Annotated in this window: 16 protein-coding genes, 1 tRNA gene and 1 pseudogene; 13 read left to right on the top strand and 5 right to left on the bottom strand. The window is 63.6% G+C overall.

The genetic code is table 11. The features are described 5' to 3' along the window. Positions 1–537 (top strand): ATP-binding protein (locus AC0L2H_RS18725; protein ID WP_473591590.1); only part of this gene is annotated, 537 nt, incomplete at its 5' end. Positions 538–563: 26 nt separating this feature from the next. Here AC0L2H_RS18725 and rtcR read toward each other — a convergent pair. Next, positions 564–2,159: an RNA repair transcriptional activator RtcR gene (gene rtcR, locus AC0L2H_RS18720; RefSeq protein WP_473591589.1), complete on the bottom strand. Its 1,596-nt coding sequence runs from the start codon at positions 2,157–2,159 to the stop codon at positions 564–566. Between the two features lie 208 nt (positions 2,160–2,367). Here rtcR and AC0L2H_RS18715 point away from each other — a divergent pair, with 208 nt between their 5' ends. From AC0L2H_RS18715 to AC0L2H_RS18705, 3 genes are all read left to right on the top strand, one after another. Next, on the top strand, positions 2,368–3,927 hold the full coding sequence (locus AC0L2H_RS18715; protein WP_473591588.1) for a vWA domain-containing protein: 1,560 nt from the start codon (positions 2,368–2,370) through the stop codon (positions 3,925–3,927). Positions 3,928–4,438: 511 nt separating this feature from the next. Further along, positions 4,439–4,525: transfer RNA gene (locus tag AC0L2H_RS18710), tRNA-Phe, on the top strand. 524 nt (positions 4,526–5,049) lie between these two features. After that, positions 5,050–6,459: an RtcB family protein gene (locus AC0L2H_RS18705; protein WP_473591587.1), complete on the top strand. Its 1,410-nt coding sequence runs from the start codon at positions 5,050–5,052 to the stop codon at positions 6,457–6,459. A gap of 96 nt (positions 6,460–6,555) precedes the next feature. On the opposite strand, the gene AC0L2H_RS18700 is transcribed toward AC0L2H_RS18705, so the two are convergent. From AC0L2H_RS18700 to AC0L2H_RS18685, 4 genes are read right to left on the bottom strand one after another with little or no spacing between them, the layout of a single operon-like run. Continuing rightward, positions 6,556–7,581 (bottom strand): energy transducer TonB, encoded by a 1,026-nt coding sequence (locus tag AC0L2H_RS18700; protein ID WP_473591586.1) that lies wholly within the window; start codon positions 7,579–7,581, stop codon positions 6,556–6,558. Beyond that, on the bottom strand, positions 7,578–8,045 hold the full coding sequence (exbD, locus tag AC0L2H_RS18695; protein WP_473591585.1) for a TonB system transport protein ExbD: 468 nt from the start codon (positions 8,043–8,045) through the stop codon (positions 7,578–7,580). The genes AC0L2H_RS18700 and exbD overlap by 4 nt, the downstream gene beginning before the upstream one ends. 12 nt (positions 8,046–8,057) lie before the next feature. Then, entirely contained in the window at positions 8,058–8,975 is a 918-nt protein-coding gene (gene exbB / locus AC0L2H_RS18690; RefSeq protein ID WP_473591620.1) for a tonB-system energizer ExbB, read from the bottom strand. Positions 8,976–9,028: 53 nt separating this feature from the next. Continuing rightward, positions 9,029–9,820 (bottom strand): ATP-binding cassette domain-containing protein, encoded by a 792-nt coding sequence (locus AC0L2H_RS18685; protein ID WP_473591584.1) that lies wholly within the window; start codon positions 9,818–9,820, stop codon positions 9,029–9,031. 187 nt (positions 9,821–10,007) lie between these two features. Here AC0L2H_RS18685 and AC0L2H_RS18680 point away from each other — a divergent pair. From AC0L2H_RS18680 to AC0L2H_RS18640, 9 genes and pseudogenes are all read left to right on the top strand, one after another. Further along, positions 10,008–10,220, top strand: a pseudogene (locus AC0L2H_RS18680) (ATP-binding cassette domain-containing protein); the annotation flags it as partial. An 86-nt stretch (positions 10,221–10,306) separates the two neighbouring features. After that, on the top strand, positions 10,307–11,386 hold the full coding sequence (locus AC0L2H_RS18675; protein WP_473591583.1) for a LacI family DNA-binding transcriptional regulator: 1,080 nt from the start codon (positions 10,307–10,309) through the stop codon (positions 11,384–11,386). A 59-nt stretch (positions 11,387–11,445) separates the two neighbouring features. Then, the gene (locus tag AC0L2H_RS18670; RefSeq protein WP_473591582.1) at positions 11,446–12,552 is read left to right on the top strand and encodes an ABC transporter substrate-binding protein; all 1,107 of its coding nucleotides are present in this window, start codon (positions 11,446–11,448) and stop codon (positions 12,550–12,552) included. 89 nt (positions 12,553–12,641) lie between these two features. Then, positions 12,642–13,484 (top strand): ABC transporter permease, encoded by an 843-nt coding sequence (locus AC0L2H_RS18665; protein WP_473591581.1) that lies wholly within the window; start codon positions 12,642–12,644, stop codon positions 13,482–13,484. After that, positions 13,481–14,284: an ABC transporter permease gene (locus AC0L2H_RS18660; protein ID WP_473591580.1), complete on the top strand. Its 804-nt coding sequence runs from the start codon at positions 13,481–13,483 to the stop codon at positions 14,282–14,284. The genes AC0L2H_RS18665 and AC0L2H_RS18660 overlap by 4 nt, the downstream gene beginning before the upstream one ends. Before the next feature lie 39 nt (positions 14,285–14,323). Further along, the gene (locus AC0L2H_RS18655) at positions 14,324–15,331 is read left to right on the top strand and encodes a dimethylarginine dimethylaminohydrolase family protein (protein ID WP_107651455.1); all 1,008 of its coding nucleotides are present in this window, start codon (positions 14,324–14,326) and stop codon (positions 15,329–15,331) included. Between the two features lie 17 nt (positions 15,332–15,348). Beyond that, on the top strand, positions 15,349–16,425 hold the full coding sequence (locus AC0L2H_RS18650; RefSeq protein WP_473591579.1) for an ABC transporter ATP-binding protein: 1,077 nt from the start codon (positions 15,349–15,351) through the stop codon (positions 16,423–16,425). A 35-nt stretch (positions 16,426–16,460) separates the two neighbouring features. Further along, positions 16,461–17,135 carry a cysteine hydrolase family protein gene (locus AC0L2H_RS18645; protein WP_473591578.1) on the top strand — a complete coding sequence of 225 codons (675 nt, stop codon included), beginning with the start codon at positions 16,461–16,463 and terminating at the stop codon, positions 17,133–17,135. A 1-nt stretch (position 17,136) separates the two neighbouring features. Next, entirely contained in the window at positions 17,137–17,469 is a 333-nt protein-coding gene (locus AC0L2H_RS18640) for a GYD domain-containing protein (RefSeq protein WP_473591577.1), read from the top strand. Positions 17,470–17,480 lie beyond the last annotated feature (11 nt).

Raw genomic sequence — 17,480 nt, 5'->3', positions numbered from 1 at the left:
AAAATATCACAAGTGTGTGCCGGCAGCAACGCGGCTCTCGCCAGCTTTTTAGAGCTGGCGTTCACGGCGCGCCGCGTCAGCGCTGTTTTTCGCGTATTAAAATGCCGTCGAGCGGGTCGACCGGCTCGTCCGCTACATCGAGGCCGAGATGGTTTCGCTCGGCCACGCCGTGTCGGTCGGCCATCTCGACAAGGTCTCGGTCAGGCAGGCGCGCTCGGCCTTCGCCGCGCCCTGCGCAACCTGATCGTCAATGCCGCCACGCATGGTAGGGGCTGCGGCGTCTCCCTGTCCGCAGCCGACAACCGCGCCACCCTCACCATCGCCGATCGCGGACGGGGCATTCCGCCGGAGCTGCTCGGCAAGGCATTCGAGCCCTTCTTTCGCGTCGATCCTGACCGCCGGCAGTCCGTTCCGGGCGGCGGCCTCGGCCTCGCCATCGCCGAGGAAATCATCGAACGCCACGGCGGCACCATCACCCTGGAGAACCGCCCGGGCGGCGGCCTTGCCCAGAGGGTGGTTTTCGACGCTGTCTTCTGACCACGGACGCGAGTGAGCTACCTTGATCAGCTTCGGGCCACGTCCTCGAAAGTCAGATCAAACCGCAAGAGATATTTGCGCAGCCGGTCGGCATCGTTGCCGCTGGTCTTTTGCAGCCGCGAGACCGCGAACAATTTTCGCCCGGCCGCACTGATGGACTTGCTGCCGCGGCAAATCTCCAGCACGGCGGCAAGCTGCGGCCGATCGAATATGTCGATCCGGCTTTGGCGATCCGGACCGAGAACGTCCAGCAGGATCGCTTCCCGGTCGCCGGCGTCGCCGGCTCGCCACAGTGCCGTCAGGCGCTCGATCTCGTCGCGTACGGCTTCTTCATTGATGCGGCCAAGCGGCGCCAGGGTAGCCATGCGCGTGACCGAGGCCGAGAGGTCGCGGAAATTCGCTCGCCACATGGCATCGGGCGCCATGGCGAATTTCAAATAGAGCTCGCGTGCTTCCTTGTTGAAGGTGGCATTCTGTCCCTCACGCTCGCTGAACCGGCGGAGCTCGAATTCGAGGTTCGGCTCTATGTCCTCCTTGCGGTCGCGCAGAGCCGGAAGCTGGAAGGTCCACAGGTTCAGGCGTGCAAAAAGATCCTCGCGGAACTTGCCTTCCTTCACACCGATCGACAGATCGCGATTGGTGCCGGCGAGAAGCTGGAAATCCGACATGACGTCCTGATCGGCGCCGACCGGCAGGAAACGTTTTTCCTCGATGGCGCGCAGGCACATGGCTTGCTCATCGAGACCGAGTTCGCCGATCTCATCGAGAAACAACACGCCCTTGTTGGCCGATTTCATCAGCCCGGCGCGCTCGTTCTGGGCACCGGTGAAGGCGCCCTTGACGTGGCCGAACAGCGTCGACATCGCCTGGTCGCCGCGCAACGTGGCACAATTGATTTCGATGAAAGCGCCGGACACCTGCCGTTGCGCCTTCTTGAGTTCGTAAATGCGCCGGGCCAGTTGCGACTTGCCGGCACCCGTCGGCCCAGTCAGCAAGACCGGCGCGCGTGACCTGATCGTCACCTTCTCGATGTGGTCGATCATCTGGTTGAAGGCTGGATTGCGGGTGGCGATCCCCGACTTCAGAAAGGACGTCGCCTCGTCGCGTTCGGCGGCAAAGCGGGTGGCGATCGCGTCATACCGGGACAGGTCGAGATCGATGATCGAATGGCTGCCGCTGGGATAATCCCGACCTTCCTTCCGTGGCGAGAGCTGAAGCAGGCGCGCCGGGATGAAGCGGGCTTCGGTCAGCAGGAACCAGCATATCTGGGCGACATGCGTGCCGGTGGTGATGTTGACGAGATAGTCTTCCTTCTCGGGGTCGAATTGATAGGCGCGGGCAAAGTCGCGCAGTCCGGTATAGACCTCGCTGAAGTCCCAGGGGTCCTTCATGTCGATGATGTGCGACCGAACTTCGGTCGCCGGCGAAACCTGTTCTATGTCGGCAATGATCTGAGTGGCCAATCGCTGCGAATGCAAATCGTGGATGAGTTCCAGCCGATCGATGAACAGCCCCGGCTGCTGGCACAGCGCAACCGTTGGCCGCCACCTTTTCCAGCGATCGTCCCGCCCGTTTGCATCGAGCGTGGTGCCGAGAATGCCTATCGCCACGCGTCTTCGCATTTTATCTCCTGGTATAAACTACGATATTTTTGTATCAGATCTCTGACATTAGCGTAAACGGTTGGATTGTCGCCTGATTTCTCTTCGAAATTTATTTCGGCAATAAAACCAACGGTTTATGATACATTGGCAATCAAAAGTCGGGCTCTCTCTTCAAACTGGCACGCAACTTGTAAAGCAGCTGGTGTGAAAATGAAGGATGAGAACAATGGCGAACAAATCCGTGTTTGCGACGATTGCAGGAAAGCTGCTCCCGCCGGCTGACGCCAGGAACCGGGAAGGCGCCCAGGCTTACCGCCTGTCGCCTCATCAGGCTCTGGCGCAGCTGGCGGCGACGGGAACGTTCAACGCGACCTTCTATGCCGAGCCGCGCGAGCAGCTGGACGAGGTGCTGAAGCTGGCCTGGCAGGTCGAGCCGGGTTTCCTGGCGCGCACCGCCGTCCACGCCTTCGAGCAGGGTTATATGAAGGACATGCCGGCGTTGCTGCTGGCGGTTCTGTCCTGCATGCCGGGCGACGAGTTCAACCGCGCGTTCGGTCGGATCGTCAGGAACGGCAAGATGCTGCGCAATTTTGTGCAGGTCATGCGGTCCGGCGCCACCGGGCGCAAGTCGCTCGGCACGCGGCCGAAGCGCCTTGTCCAGGCCTGGCTCGAACAGGCGGCCGATTACGAGATCATGCGGGCTGCGGTCGGCAACGATCCGTCGCTGGCCGATGTCGTCAAGATGGTTCACCCGAAGCCGAAATCGGCCTCGCGTGAGGCGCTTTACGGCTACCTGATCGGCAAGCCGCATGACGTGGCCGTGCTGCCGGACGTGGTAAAGTCATTCGAGGCGTTCAAGCGCGATCCGTCGCTGCCTGTGCCTGAAGTGCCGTTCCAGATGCTGACCTCGATGCCGCTTTCGCGTGAGCATTGGGTGCAGATCGCGGAAGCGGCCGGATGGCAGATGCTGCGGCAGAACCTTAACACTTTCGCGCGCAACGGTGTGTTCGAAGTGGAGGGGTTCGCGGAGAAGCTGGCGGCGCGCTTGCGCGATCCGGAAGAGGTCCGGCGCGCGCGAGTGTTCCCGTACCAGCTCATGGTGGCGTTCACCATGGCCGATGCGAAGGTGCCTGGGGTTGTCCGGGACGCGTTGCAGGATGCGATGGAAATCGCACTCGGCAACGTTCCCGGGATCAGTGGCAATGTGGTCGTGTGCCCGGACGTTTCGGGCTCGATGAGCTCTCCGGCGACCGGTTACCGCAAGGGCGCGACGTCGGCCGTCCGCTGCATCGACGTGGCCGCCCTGGTGGCCGCCGCGCTGCTGCACAGGAATCCGACGGCCAGGGTAATGCCGTTCGAGAACGATGTGGTTGATATCAGCCTCAACGCTCGCGACACGGTAATGACCAACGCCGCCAGACTTGCTGCCATCGGTGGTGGCGGAACCAACTGTTCGGCTCCGCTGGCACGGCTGGTGCGCGAGAAGGCAAAGGTCGACCTGGTGGTGTTCGTGTCGGACAACCAGTCCTGGGTGGATGCCTCTGCACATGCGCATCGGGGCACGACGACGATGCAGGAATGGCAGAAGCTGAAGGGGTGGAACCCGGCAGCCAAGCTGGTCTGCATCGACATCCAGTCGCATCTGACGACGCAGGCCATGTCGCAGGTCGACATCCTGAATGTCGGCGGCTTCTCCGACCGCGTCTTCGACGTAATCGGCACCATGCTGTCTTCGAGCGGCGACCCGGACCATTGGGTGCGCACGATCGAGGCGATCGAACTGTAGAACAATGGTCCCGGCGGCGCGTCCGCCGGGACCACCGGGATAAAAACAGGGCATGACGAATGCCGATGGAACTACAGGCTGTTCACCTCCAGGTCGCGGGTTCGAATCCCGTCGGGTCCGCCACTATGGACCCGTAGCTCAGCGGTTAGAGCGGGACGTTTCGTCAAACCTTGTCGTCATGCCCGACGACTTTTACGTGGCTCGGGTCGAACCTCGAGAAGAAAGGAATTGAATATAGGCATGACGGATGCCGGTGGAACTACAGCTTCAGGTGCTCCTTACGCAGGTTCGATTCCTGCCTTGCTCGATCAAGCATGTAGCCGAGTGGTTAGGCGGGAAACGTTTCACCAATACCTTGCTGTCATGACCTGAAGAAAACCGCGGCGAATGCCGGATGGAACTACAGCATCGGGAACGGGATGCTCCGTGAGGTTCGACTCCTCACCTCGCAGGCGCTCTCTGGCACGAGCGGGACTCCCGGGTTTCATCTTCTCTTGTCGCCGCGGCGATTGAATGAATGGCGAATGCAGGCAGGACTACAGGTAGCGCGCCCGCCGAAAAGGCGGGAGGTCGGGTGTTCAAATCACTCTCTCGTTCTACGGAACGGGGTGGCGCAGTCACCGTCTTGCCAATCCTTGTCGCCAGCCGAAGCAGGGCGAATGCCTGTGGGAATACATTGGTATCTGGCGGTTCGAATCCGCCCGTCGGTCGGTTGACCGATCGGTTTCTCGCAGAGACTTTGTCGACCACCTGGAGAAAGAAAGGGAATGGCGAATGCAGGCAGGACTACAGGGATAGAGCGTCTGCGGCGAAGGTCGCGGAAGGTCGGATGTTCAACCCATCCCTTCCATCCCACTGGGACGGAAAGTAGCTCAGTTTTTGTCTTGCCGACCTTTGTCGCCAGACCGAACGAAAAGGACGAATGCCTGCGAGACTACAGGTAGACGCAGCCCGCTGCGAGCAACAAGCCAGCGGGTGCCGAAAGGCGTGAGGGCTCGTGTCCCTCCTTCGCATCTTGCGAAGTGGCGGAAAGATGTCTCGTATTTTCTTGTCGTCCGTCCGCATACGCAGTGTCGCCAGGCAGTCATACCGAACGTGGCAGTCATACCGAAAGTGAAAGACATGACCGAGATTTTGAGTGGACAGGATTTGATCGACGCCGGCATGCCGCAGGGCAAGTGGTTCGGCAAGGCGCTCGCCGCCGCCAATGCGGTGTTGGAGAATGGCGGATCGCAGGGCGATGCGCTGCAGGCCGCGCGTGCCTTCGCGCCGCCACCGGCCTTGCCGCTGCATGCGGCCGCCTCCATGCCACTGCATCTGAACATCGAGGCCGAAACGCCTGAGGAAGCCGCCAATGTCGAATCGGTCACGCGCAGCATGACCGAGCTGATGCGTACGCCGGTGATCCGTGCCGGCGCCATCATGCCGGACGCCTGTCCGACCGGTCCGTCGGGTACTATTCCAGTCGGTGGTGTCGCCGTATCCGAGGCGATCCACCCCGGCATGCATTCGGCCGACATCTGTTGCTCGATGGCGATCTCGGTATTCCCTGGTGTGGCGCCTGCCGCGCTGCTCGATGCCGTGCACTCGGTTACCCATTTCGGACCGGGCGGACGTCCGCGCGGCCAGCAGATTCGGCCGGCCAGGGAGATCTTCGAGCGTTTCGAGGCCAACCCCTTGCTACGCGATGTGACCAGTGCCGCGATCGAGCATTTCGGCACCCAGGGCGACGGCAACCATTTCGCCTATGTAGGCACGCTGAAGTCGAGCGGTGAGACGGCGCTGGTCACCCACCATGGCTCGCGCTCTCCGGGTGCCCGGCTCTACAGCAAGGGCATGAAGATCGCCGAGGGAGTTCGCAAGACCCTGTCGCCGGAGACCTTGCCGCAAAATGCCTGGATCCCGGCCGACACCAGGGAAGGCGACGAGTATTGGGACGCCCTGCAGACGATCCGCCAATGGACCAAGGGCAACCACATGCTCATCCACGATCTAACGGCCGAGCGTCTGTCGGCGAAGGTGGCTGACCGATTCTGGAACGAGCACAACTTCGTCTTCCGTCGTTCGGACGGGCTGTTCTACCACGGCAAGGGCGCCACCCCGGCTTTCGACAGCTGGGCCGATGACGCGACCGATCTGACGCTGATCCCGCTCAACATGGCGGAACCGGTGCTGATCGTGCGCGGCAAGAACGCGGCGCACGGACTTGGCTTCTCGCCGCATGGCGCAGGGCGCAATTTCTCGCGCAGCCAGCACCGGCGCATGCAGGCTGGACGCAGCGACGCCGATATCTTCGCGGAAGAGACGAAGGGCATCGATGCCCGCTTCTTCTCGGGCGTGACGGATATTTCGGAGCTGCCGAGCGCCTACAAGAACGCGGCGTCGATGCGCCGCCAGATCGAGCATTTCGGCCTGGCGGAGATCGTCGACGAGGTCATGCCCTATGGCTGCATCATGGCCGGCGACTGGGAAGCCAACGCGCCGTGGCGCAAGAAAAAGGATGCACGCTCGCAACAGCGGCGCCAGCCGTAGCGAAGACGTCGCTGGGTGCGGGCTGCATGGCCCGCATCCGGTAAAAACGAATTCTAACCGGGAAAGCAGCAAATGGCGCTCTGTTGCGTCGCCTGATTACTGCAGGCTGAACCGCAAGGGCACGTTGACACGCGGGTTAGCGCCTTCGGGCGGCGCCGGTACCGTGGCGCCCTGCAGCATGTCGAGGACACTGCGGTCGAGATCGGAGTCGCCGGAGGAGCCTATGATGCGAACGGACGTCACGCGGCCTGAGGTGGCGACCGTGAAGGAGACCCTCACGATTCCTTCCGCGCGGCGGGCTTTGGCAGCTCTCGGATAGCGCTTGTGCCGGTTGAGCCAGGATGTCAGCTTCGAATTCCACTTCGATGAGTCCCCGCGAGATGCCGAGGCGACCTTGGCCGATTTCGGCGCTGCCACCTTGGCTGCTGATTTCCCGGCGACGCTGGCCGTCTTCGTCCGGGGCGGCGCAGTCTTGTCCTTCTTCGAAGGCTGCCTGGCCTTTTCGACGGGCTTCTTGGCCTTGGCTTCGGCCTGCGTCTTCACCTTGACCGGCGTCTTCGTCTTGGGCTCGACCGGTTTCTTCACCTTGGTCTCGACGGGAGCTTCGACCGGCTTCGGTTGCGGCAGCGGAATGACCACGTCCGGCGCGACGGTCTCGACGATATCGGGCACGACCTCCTCCAGCGGTGGCTGGTCGACCCGTTCAGCCACGGGCGGCGGAGTTGGCTCGATCGCATCGGTCGCAGCCGCTTCCAATGGCTCGGTCACCGGCTCCGCCTGCTCGACGGGCGGCTCGGCCATTGGCTCTGCCGTCTCGACGGGTGGTTCGGGTTCCGTCAACGGCTTGGCTTCGGCTGTCTCGATCTCCTCGAGCGGATCCGGCGTCACCACGTCCGACACGTCGGCCCCTTGCGCCGGCGTGATCATCATTGGCGACAGCTCGATCATCTGCGCCGGCGGCGGCCCGCCATCCATCTCGGCTGGCCGCAAATCCTGCACCGCATAGGCGATCACGACATGCGCCGTGAGGACCACTGCCGCCGCCGCCGCCCACAAGACAATCTGGCGCCCGCCGAAGCGCGGCAGGCCAACCGTGGGCGAAGCAGCGGCCAGCGATGTCATTGGCCTGTTCCGTCTTGCGGCGTCGGTGTCGCGGCGTCGGCCGCGGGCAAGGTTTCGAGGCCGACCAGTGCGATCTTCAGATAGCCTGCGCCGCGCAGCAGGTTCATGACCTCCATCAGGTCGCCATAGCCGACCGCCTTGTCGGCGCGCAGGAAGATGCGCGTCTGCTTGTCGCCTTTCGTCCTGCCGTCCAGCGTGGCGGCGAAGACGCCGCGCGGCACGCTGTCATTGCCGATCGCCAGGCTGAGGTCGTCTTTCAGCGTCAGGAAAAGCGGCGTCTCCGGCCGCGGCGCCGGCGTCGCCGTCGACCCCGGCAGGTCGACATTGACGTCGACCGTCGCCAGCGGCGCCGCGACCATGAAGATGATCAACAGAACCAGGATGACGTCGATGAAAGGGGTGACGTTGATCTCGTGGTTTTCTTCGAGATCGCCGTCGGTGTTTTCGCGAATTCTGGCCGCCATGGCGCAGCTCCCTTATTCCGCGGCCAGCGCCGTTGCCGGCGCCACCTTGCGGAAATCCAGATCCCGGCTGACCAGCCGTTCGACCCCGGCCGAGGCATCGGCCAGGATCTGCCGGTAGCCGGCTATGGATCGCGCGAAGACGTTGTAGATGACCACCGCCGGGATCGCCGCGACCAAGCCCATCGCGGTGGCGAGCAAGGCTTCCGCGATGCCTGGCGCCACGACGGCGAGGTTGGTGGTCTGCGCCTGCGAAATGCCGATGAAGGCGTTCATGATGCCCCAGACGGTGCCGAACAGGCCGACGAAGGGCGCGGTCGAGCCGATTGTCGCCAGCACGCCGGTGCCGCGCGACATGCGCCGCGCCGCCGCCGCCTCGATGCGCGACAGGCGCGAGGTGACCCGTTCCTTCAGCCCGTCGCCGGACACATGCTCGAGCGCGCCGGCCGAAAGTGCAGCCTCTTCCTCGGCCGCCCGCACCAGCAGGGCGCCAGGCCCGCCGGTATGGCCAAGCGCGCGCCGGGCCTGGTTCAGCGTGGCGGCGTTGCCGATCGCGCTGGCCGCGCGGCGGGCGCTGAGCTTGCCGCCAAGGATCTCCAGCGACTTGGCCAGCCAGATCGTCCAGGTGACCAGGGAGGCGAAGGCCAGCCCGATCATCACCCCTTTGACGACGATGTCGGCGGCCAGGAACATGCCCCATGGCGACAGATCGTGCGGCAGGGTCAGCGATATCGCCGAGGGATCCGCCTCCGCTTGCGTGGACGTGCCGGCTTCGGGCGCCGGCGTCGCATCGGGCGTCCCGGCAGGGGGCGAAGCGGGAGCGGGCGTCTCAATCGCCGGAGCGGGGGCAGCCGGTTGCTCCTGGGCCACAGCGCCGCCAGCCGACAGGAGGACGGATGCGATCAACGCCGCGAACAAACCATGTCTGGACAAAAGCTGTCTGGGCAAGGGCTTCTTCCCTATTCTTGCAATTCTCACGACTGGCCTCACTGCACATAGCCGATGGGCTGGCCGGTGACGGGATGCGCGAACACGCCCATCTCGACGCCGAAAATGCCTTTGAGCACGTCGCCCTGCATGATCTCGCCGGGCGTGCCGCGCGTCAGCAGCCTGCCTTCCTTCAGCGCGATCAGCTCGTCGCAGTAGCGCGCCGCCATATTGGGATCGTGCAGCACCACCACGACGCAGAGGTCGCGCTTGCGGCTGAGCTCCCTGACCAGCCCCAGCACCTCGACCTGGTGGGCGATGTCGAGCGCCGAGATCGGCTCGTCGAGCAGCATGACGCCGGCATTCTGCGCCACCAGCATGGCCAGCCACGCGCGCTGGCGCTCGCCGCCGGACAGTTCGTCCACCAGCCGGTCGCCGAAATCCGACATATCGGTCAGGACAAGCGCCTCCTCGACATGCCGCCTGTCCTCATGCCCGAAACGGCCGAGCGCGCCATGCCAGGGATAGCGCCCGAGGCTCGCCAGTTCGCGCACGGTCAAGCCGGTCGCCGCCGGCGTCGTCTGCGGCAGGTAGGCGAGCGCACGGGCGAGTTCGCGCGCCCCCCACTGCACCAGCGGGCGCTGCGCGAAGGTGATGCCGCCGGCGCTTGCCGGCTGCTGGCGCGCCAGCAGCTTGACCAGCGTCGATTTGCCCGAGCCATTGTGGCCGATCAGCCCGTAGACGCGCGCGCGTTGCAGTTCGAGCGTGACGGGACCGAGCAGCGTCCGTTCGCCGACGGCAAAGCGCACGGCGTCTATGTGGAAGGCAGTCTGGGCATTGGTTCCGGTCAAGGTTTATCTCCAGCGCGGCCGGCATTCACCAATCTGGTTTCGGCCGTCCCTGCCCCGGTTGACTATGAAACATGACTTTACTAGTCAACATTGAAGATGAGTTTTTGAATCAACAAAATGTCGTGACGCATCCGGATTGCCTCGAAATCTGAAAAAAGTGGGATATGCGCACTTGCGCCTGCCTTGCGCCGGCAAGACCACAATCTGCTGCTCGCTCTTGCCGCGCCTCTACGAGATTGTTTCGGGCTCAATCAGCATCGACGGCTGCGATATCGGAGAGACATGAAGCTCGCCTCGCGACGGCAAGTTCGGCATTGTCCAGCAGGATGTGTTCCTGTTTGGCGGAACGGTGCGCGAAGACATCGCCTATGGCCGCCTCTCTTTGGAGAAAAACGCAATTCATGAAACCGGTTTAGTAAAGCGGTTTACATCTGGCATTTCCTATGCTGAAATCCTGGTCAAAGGGAACACTGGCGAAAACGCCTCATGAAAAAGCCTACGGCATCGACGATCAGGAATGTGGCGCACGCGGCCGGCGTGTCGGTCACCACCGTCTCGCGTCACCTGAACGGCCGCATCAAGCTGCCGGCCGAAACCAGCGAACGCATCCGGGCGGCCGTGGCCAAACTGGAATACCGCCCCAACGCCATTGCGCGGCGCCTGAGCAAAGGCAGCAGCGAAACCATCGGCCTGATCGTCTCCGACATCTCCTACCCGTTCTTCGCCGCCATCGCGAGCGCGGCGGAAGAGGAGGCGAGCCGTCTCGGCTACAGCCTGGTGATGTTCAACAGCCGCAACATCGCCGCCAAGGAACTGGGCTTCCTGTCGCGCATCGACGACGCGCAGGTCGACGGCATCCTGCTGATGACCAACCATCCCGACGACGGCGCGCTGGTGCAGAAGATCAATGCCTGCAGCAATGTCGTGCTGGTCGACGAGGACGTTCCCGGCGCCATCGCGCCACGCCTGTTTGCAGACAATCGTCTCGGCGCCCGGCTTGCGACCGAGCATCTTCTCGATCATGGCCACCGGGCGGTCGCCTTTGTCGGCGGCCCGCCGGCATTGCTCAGCAGCAAGGAACGGTTCGGCGCCTTCGAGGACAGTCTCAAGCGACGAGACCTGAAGGTGAACCCGGATTACGTCTTCTTCGGCGACTATGACGAGCAGTCCGGTCTTGACGCATTCCTGCGCTTTGCCGCTCTGGACAATCCGCCGACCGCCATCTTCGCCTCCGCCGACATGCTGGCGCTGGGGATTTTGCAAGGCTGCCGCACACTCGGCATCGCCGTGCCTTCCGATCTGTCGCTGGTCGGTTTCGACGACATCCGCAATGTCGATCTTCTCGATCCGCCGCTGACGGCCGTGCACCAGTCGGCGGAGGAATTCGGCCGCCGCGCGGTCGGCCTGTTGATCGACCATATCAACGGCGCCGAGATACCGGACGCAGCGCCGGTCGCGGTGAAGCTCATCGTGCGCCACTCCGTGGCCGCACCGCGCAAGGCGCATTGGAAACTGGCTGGAAACGCCTTGGCGGGAAAACTCCCGCCGGCAAGAGTGGGAATTTAACAGAGACGGATCAAATCCGCGAAGACCTCAAGTCAACATCAACAATGGGAGAATGAACAATGACAAGCTCGCATTTCGCAAAAGACGCGGCTGAGATCGCGCTGGAAAAATTCAACCGCGGCGAGATCGATCGCCGCTCGTTCCTGACAGCACTTGGCGGCCTCGGACTTGCGGCCGCCTTCAAGCCTGGCGTTGCCCGGGCCGACGCCTCCGAAATCGTCGTCTGCAATTGGGGCGGTGCGGCGGCGGATGCCTTCGCCAAGGCCTATGGCGACCCCTTCACCAAGAAGAGCGGCATGAAGGTGGTGATCGATGGGGCCGGCCCGGCGGTCGGCACCATCCGCGCCATGGTCGAATCCGGCAAGGTCGTCTGGGACGCCACCGACGGTGGCATGATCGACTCGCTGACGCTGGGCAAGGGCAATCTGGTCGAGAAGATCGACTACACGATCGTCGACAAATCGCAGGTGCCGGAGAATTTCGCCGGCGAATTCGGCGTCTCCAACTATGTCTATTCGAACGTGCTCGCCTACGACGCCGACGCCACCAAGGGGGTCGCGCCAACCGGCTGGGCCGACTTTTTCGACACGGCGAAGTTCCCGGGCAAGCGCACCATGTGCAAATGGATCCAGGGCCAGCTCGAATTCGTCCTCATGGCCGACGGCGTTGCGCCCGCCGACCTCTATCCGCTCGATGTCGACCGGGCGTTCAAGAAGCTGAAGCCGATGCTGGCCGACATCATCTTCTGGGAAGGCGGCGCACAGACGCAGCAATTGTTCCGCGAAGGCGAAGTCGTGATGGGCAACATCTGGCACACCCGCGCCAATCTGCTCAACAAGGAGACGCCCGACAAGTTCAAGTGGATCTGGGAGCAGAACATCCTTTCTGCCTCCGCCTGGTCGGTTCCCAAGGGCAATCCCGCCGGCAAGAAAGTGTTCGAGTTCATCAATTCGACGCTCGATCCGGCCGGCCAACTCGTGCTGCTGCAGATCATGGGCAACGGGCCTTCCAACCCCAAGACCCTCGCCTTGATGACGCCGGAGGATGCCAAGGTCAATCCGACGACCAAGGAGAATGCGGCCTCGCAGATCATGCTCAACCCGGCCTACTACGCCGAACATGAGACCGAACTCCAGAACAAGTATCTGGATTTCATCTCGAGCTGACCGCACACCAACAGAGGAAAGGGCTGCCGCCGGCAAGGCGGCGGCCCCCAAATCTGATGCGAAAATCGATCTGATGCGACTTTGATCCGATGCGAGATTTCAAGACCACAGCCCTGCTGCTGACGGTTCCCGCCAGCCTGATGGCGATCGGGCTCTACGCGGCGCCGATTCTGCAGGTCCTGGCGTTGAGCCTGACCGAGCCGAAGTTCGGCCTGGCCAACTATCAGAGCCTGTTCGCCAATGCCGCGGTCGGCCGCGTGGTGCTGACGACACTCAAAGTGTCGGTCATGACGACGGTGCTGACCGTGCTGGCGAGCTACATCGTCGCCTTCGCCATCATCCACATGTCGGCCGGCTGGCGCCGCATCTCGCTGTTCCTGGTGCTGGTGCCGTTCTGGATCTCGGTGCTGGTCAGGGCGTTCTCCTGGATCACCATCCTGCGCCGGCGCGGCGTCCTCAACAGCACCCTGATGGATATGGGCGTCATCTCGACGCCGCTCGACCTGGTCTACAATCTCTTCGGCGTCACCGTCGGCATGGTCCACTACATGATGCCGTTCGCCATCCTTTTGCTCTACGCCAATTTGTCCGACATCGACCGCCGTATCATGCAGGCGGCGCGCTCGCTGGGCGCGCGTCCGGCGACGATCTTCTGGCGTGTCTGGCTGCCGCTCAGCCTGCCCGGCATCGCGCTGGCGACCCTGTTCGTCTTTGTCTTCTCGCTCGGCTTCCTGGTCACGCCGGCTTTGCTCGGCGCCGGCAAGACATTGATGATCGCCGAATACATCTCGGTACAGATATCGAGCACCTCGCGCTGGGACCTCGCGACATCGCTGTCGACCATGCTGCTTCTGGTGGTCGGCGTCATTGTCTTTGCCGCCATGCGCAGCCCGGCGCTGCGCGCCGCCTTCGTCGCGAGGCCGCAGCAATGAAGCCGCGGCGCATCATCGAGGTTGGCCTGCCGCGCCTTTTGGCCTGGTGCCTGCTCGGCTTCCTGTTCGTCCCGATCCTGGTGGTGATCCCGGTCGCGCTCACCGACCGCGATTACCTGTCGCTGCCGCAGGACGGCGTGTCGATGCAGCATTTCGCGGCACTGGCCGACTGGAGCAAGGGCTGGCTGCCGAGCATGCTGACCAGCGCCGGCATCGCGCTGGCCTGCGCCGCCATCGCCACGGCGCTCGGCGTCGCCTTCGCCGTCGGCGCCTGGGCGGCGGGCGGCTGGTGGCCGTCGCTGATGCGCATCCTGCTTTTGTCGCCGATGATCGTGCCGCCGATCATCTATGCCGTCGGCATGGTCAAGCTATGGGCGCGGCTGTCGCTGCTCGACAGCTATACCGGCGTCGTCCTGGTGCATGTCGTGCTGGCCCTGCCGCTGACGGTGCTGGCCATCGGCGCGTCGCTCTCCAATCTCGACCAGCGACTGGTGCAGGCGGCGAGAAGCCTCGGCGCCAGACCGATGACGGTGTTCGGCAAGGTGATCCTGCCGAACATCGTTCCGGGCGTTGCCGCCGGCGCACTGCTCGCCTTCGTCGCGTCCTGGGACGAGATCACGGTAACGCTGTTCATCACCGGACGCGCCGTCGTCACGCTGCCGCGCCGCATCTGGACGAGCATCCAGGATGCCGTCGATCCGGCGCTGGCGGCGATCGCCACGGTCCTGCTCGTCGTCACCGTGCTGGCGCTGGTCGCACGGGCGCTGATCGAGCACCGGCAGCAGATGCGAAAATCCTAGTTCAAACACCTCGAAACAATCGAAAGGAAAGGAATATCCATGAGCACCGCGATGAGCGACAACGAGTACCGCGAGAACAAGTTCTTCAGCATCTTCGGCTCCGTTCCGGAACCAGGCTTCGACACCGCTGAGGAGCAGATCCCGGTATGGGGCCGCCATTGGGGCTGCTCGAACGATGTCGGCAAGCTGCGCGCCGTCCTGATGCATCGGCCCGGCGACGAGCTTTCCGTCGTCGAGAACAAGCCGATGCCCGAGGTCGGCGGTTTCGGCGATCCTGAAAAAGGCTGGTACTGGATGGGCCGCACCATGCCCGATCTGCCCGCCATGCAGCGCGCCCATGACGAATTCACCGGCCTGCTGCGCTCGGAAGGCGTCGACGTCATTCTCGTCGACAAGGCCGCCCCCGGCGCGATGAAGCAGATCTACACGCGCGACAGCGTCATCGGCATTCCGGGCGGCGCCATCGTCACCCGCCTGGCGCGCAGGGTGCGCCGTGGCGAGGAACTGCCGGTAACCCGGGCACTGGCCAAGGCCGGATGCCCGATTCTCGGCACCATCCACGGCTCGGCCGTCTTCGAAGGCGGCGGCTTTGCCTTCATCGATGCCAAGACCGCCGTCTGCACGGTCTCCATCGCCTGCAACCCGGAAGGCGTGCGTCAGGTCGAAAGCATCCTTGCCGGCCTCGGCGTGACGCTGATCAAGGTGCCGATGCCCGGATACCGTATTCACATCGACGGCGCTTTCATTATGGTCGACGTCGAGACGGCGATCGTCAATGTCAACGAACTGCCCTACCCCTTCATCGAATATCTGGAGAAGCGCGGCATCAGGATGATCGAACTGCCCCCAGAGGACAGCGCCATGTCGCTCAACTGCCTGGCCGTCGCGCCGGGCCGCGTCATCATGCACGGCAGCCGCTCGAAGCGCCTGGCCGACAGGCTCGACGCCGCGGGGATCACCGTGCTGACCTGTAATTACGAGACGGTCGAGCTTGGCGGCGGCGGCCTGCATTGCTCGACGGCGCCGCTGATCAGGGACCCTATCTGACATGGTCTCGAACTGACATGGCTTTGCTGGTCATCGACGATCTGGCCAAGACCTATGACAAGGTCACCGCCTTGACCGGGATCAACCTCTCGGTCGAGGCGGGAGAGTTCGTCACCTTGCTCGGGCCCTCCGGGTCCGGCAAGACGACGCTTCTGATGTCGCTGGCCGGCTTCACCACGCCGAGCAAGGGGACGATCCGTCTCGACGGCAAGGACATCACCCATGTCGACCCCGAGGACCGCAATTTCGGCTTCGTCTTCCAAGGTTATGCGCTGTTCCCGCATCTCACCGTCGCCAACAACATCGCCTTCTCGCTCAGGGTCCGCAAATGGGAGAAGGCGAGGATCGCGGCGCGGGTGAGCGAGATGCTGTCGCTGGTCGGCCTCGACAATCTGGCCGAGCGCAAGCCGCGCGAACTGTCGGGCGGCCAGCAGCAGCGTGTCGCCATCGCCCGGGCGCTCGCCTTTGGACCGCGCATCCTGCTGCTCGACGAGCCGCTTTCGGCGCTCGACCGCATGCTGCGAGAAACCATGCAGAAGGAGTTGAAGCGGCTGCATCGCGAGACCGGCGTGACCTTCGTCTATGTCACCCACGACCAGGAAGAGGCGATCGCCATGTCCGATCGCATCGCCGTGTTCAACCACGGCCGCATCGTCGAGATCGGACCGCCGCGCGACCTCTACAAGAAACCCTCGACACGCTTCGTCGCCGGCTTTCTCGGCGAGAACAATTTCTTGACCGGCCACCGCGCCGATGATGACGAGACGAAGGTCGAGGCGTTCGGCGCGCGCTTCGGCTTTCCCCTGGCCAAAGGCCGCGAGCGGCCCGGCGACAGTCTGACCGTATGGGTGCGCCCCGAGGACATCCGCGTCGGCCGGGCGACGGGGGATGAGATCGGCTTTCGCGCCACGGTGCTAGAGAACTCCTTTGTCGGCGCGCTCGAGCGCATCCTGCTCCGGACGGCGACCGGCGAAGAGATCGTGGCGACGCTGTGTTCGGAAGCAGCCGTGGCGGCCGTGCCGGGGCAGACCATCGACTGCCGGATCGACCCTTCCGCCATCGGCGTGCTGCCGAACGAAGCCAAGGGGTCTTGAGCCGGCGAACATATCTGGCCGTGGAAGAGAGAAAAATGATCAAGGCAACACCTTTCGATTTTCCCTATGACGGCAGGCTGGTTGCTGAAAATACCGCGCTGATCGTCATCGACCTGCAGGAGGATTTCCTGTCGACATCGGGTTATTTCGCCAGGCAGGGCTACGACCCAAGCCCGCTGCGGGCCATCCTGCCGACGGTCAACCGCCTGATCGCGGCCGCGCGCGCGGCTGGCCTGAAAATCATCCACACAAGGCAAGGCTACCGGGCCGACATGGCCGATATGACGCCCTACGAGAAATGGCGCCGCAAACGGGCCGGCCTCGAGGGGACCGATATCCTGCTGCGTTCGAGCTCCGGCTTCCAGATCGTTCCCGAGATCGATGTGGCGGCTGAGGATATCATCGTCGACAAGACCTGCAACGGCGCCTTCACCTATACCGATTTCGAGCATGTGCTGCGAGCGCGCGGCATCACCCATCTCATGTTTTCGGGATGCACGACCGACGTCTGCGTGCACACGACGTTGCGCGAGGCCTGCGACCGCAATTTCCAATGCCTGACCATCTCGGATGCCTGCGCCAGCGGCGACAGATATGCGCATGAGGCCGCGCTGCACATGGTGACGGTCGAGAATGGCATCTTCGGCGCACTGACGGATTCAAGCGCCGTCATCGCCGGCCTGTCGCAACTCTCCGGCGAGGGCCGCTGAAATGCCTGACGAGACTGCCGGCACACCGGCAACGACCAGCCGGCTCTACATTTCGCTGATGCGATTGACGGACAAGGGGCTGGCCGAGCTCGCCGGCAGCCCCGATCGCCGCAAGGTCAGCGAGGAACGGGTCGCGGCACTCGGCGGCAAATCCCTTGCCTTCTATGCCACGCTCGGCGCCTATGACTTCGTTCAGGTCTTCGAGATGCCTGACAACGAGGCCATGCTGCAATACGTGCTGACGGCCCGGCGCGACGGCTTCGTCGAGCCGCTCATCCTGCCGGCATTCGACCCGCCGACCTTCGGCGCGATTGTCGATCGCGTCCTGAAATGACGCGAGAGCCC

It is taken from the genome of Mesorhizobium sp. WSM4871, assembly GCF_055811295.1.
Note: the sequence above shows the minus strand (reverse complement) of the source record. Positions and strands in the feature narration are given on the sequence as shown.

Bases quoted from the DNA above. Each gene is read 5' to 3' on its own strand.
- AC0L2H_RS18675 (WP_473591583.1), top strand. From the start codon at position 10,307: ATGAAAAAGCCTACGGCATCGACGATCAGGAATGTGGCGCACGCGGCC.
- AC0L2H_RS18705 (WP_473591587.1), top strand. From the start codon at position 5,050: ATGACCGAGATTTTGAGTGGACAGGATTTGATCGACGCCGGCATGCCG.
- AC0L2H_RS18700 (WP_473591586.1), bottom strand. From the start codon at position 7,581: ATGACATCGCTGGCCGCTGCTTCGCCCACGGTTGGCCTGCCGCGCTTC.
- rtcR (WP_473591589.1), bottom strand. From the start codon at position 2,159: ATGCGAAGACGCGTGGCGATAGGCATTCTCGGCACCACGCTCGATGCA.
- AC0L2H_RS18665 (WP_473591581.1), top strand. From the start codon at position 12,642: ATGCGAGATTTCAAGACCACAGCCCTGCTGCTGACGGTTCCCGCCAGC.
- AC0L2H_RS18645 (WP_473591578.1), top strand. From the start codon at position 16,461: ATGATCAAGGCAACACCTTTCGATTTTCCCTATGACGGCAGGCTGGTT.
- exbD (WP_473591585.1), bottom strand. From the start codon at position 8,045: ATGGCGGCCAGAATTCGCGAAAACACCGACGGCGATCTCGAAGAAAAC.
- AC0L2H_RS18655 (WP_107651455.1), top strand. From the start codon at position 14,324: ATGAGCACCGCGATGAGCGACAACGAGTACCGCGAGAACAAGTTCTTC.
- AC0L2H_RS18715 (WP_473591588.1), top strand. From the start codon at position 2,368: ATGGCGAACAAATCCGTGTTTGCGACGATTGCAGGAAAGCTGCTCCCG.
- AC0L2H_RS18670 (WP_473591582.1), top strand. From the start codon at position 11,446: ATGACAAGCTCGCATTTCGCAAAAGACGCGGCTGAGATCGCGCTGGAA.
- AC0L2H_RS18650 (WP_473591579.1), top strand. From the start codon at position 15,349: ATGGCTTTGCTGGTCATCGACGATCTGGCCAAGACCTATGACAAGGTC.
- AC0L2H_RS18660 (WP_473591580.1), top strand. From the start codon at position 13,481: ATGAAGCCGCGGCGCATCATCGAGGTTGGCCTGCCGCGCCTTTTGGCC.
- AC0L2H_RS18640 (WP_473591577.1), top strand. From the start codon at position 17,137: ATGCCTGACGAGACTGCCGGCACACCGGCAACGACCAGCCGGCTCTAC.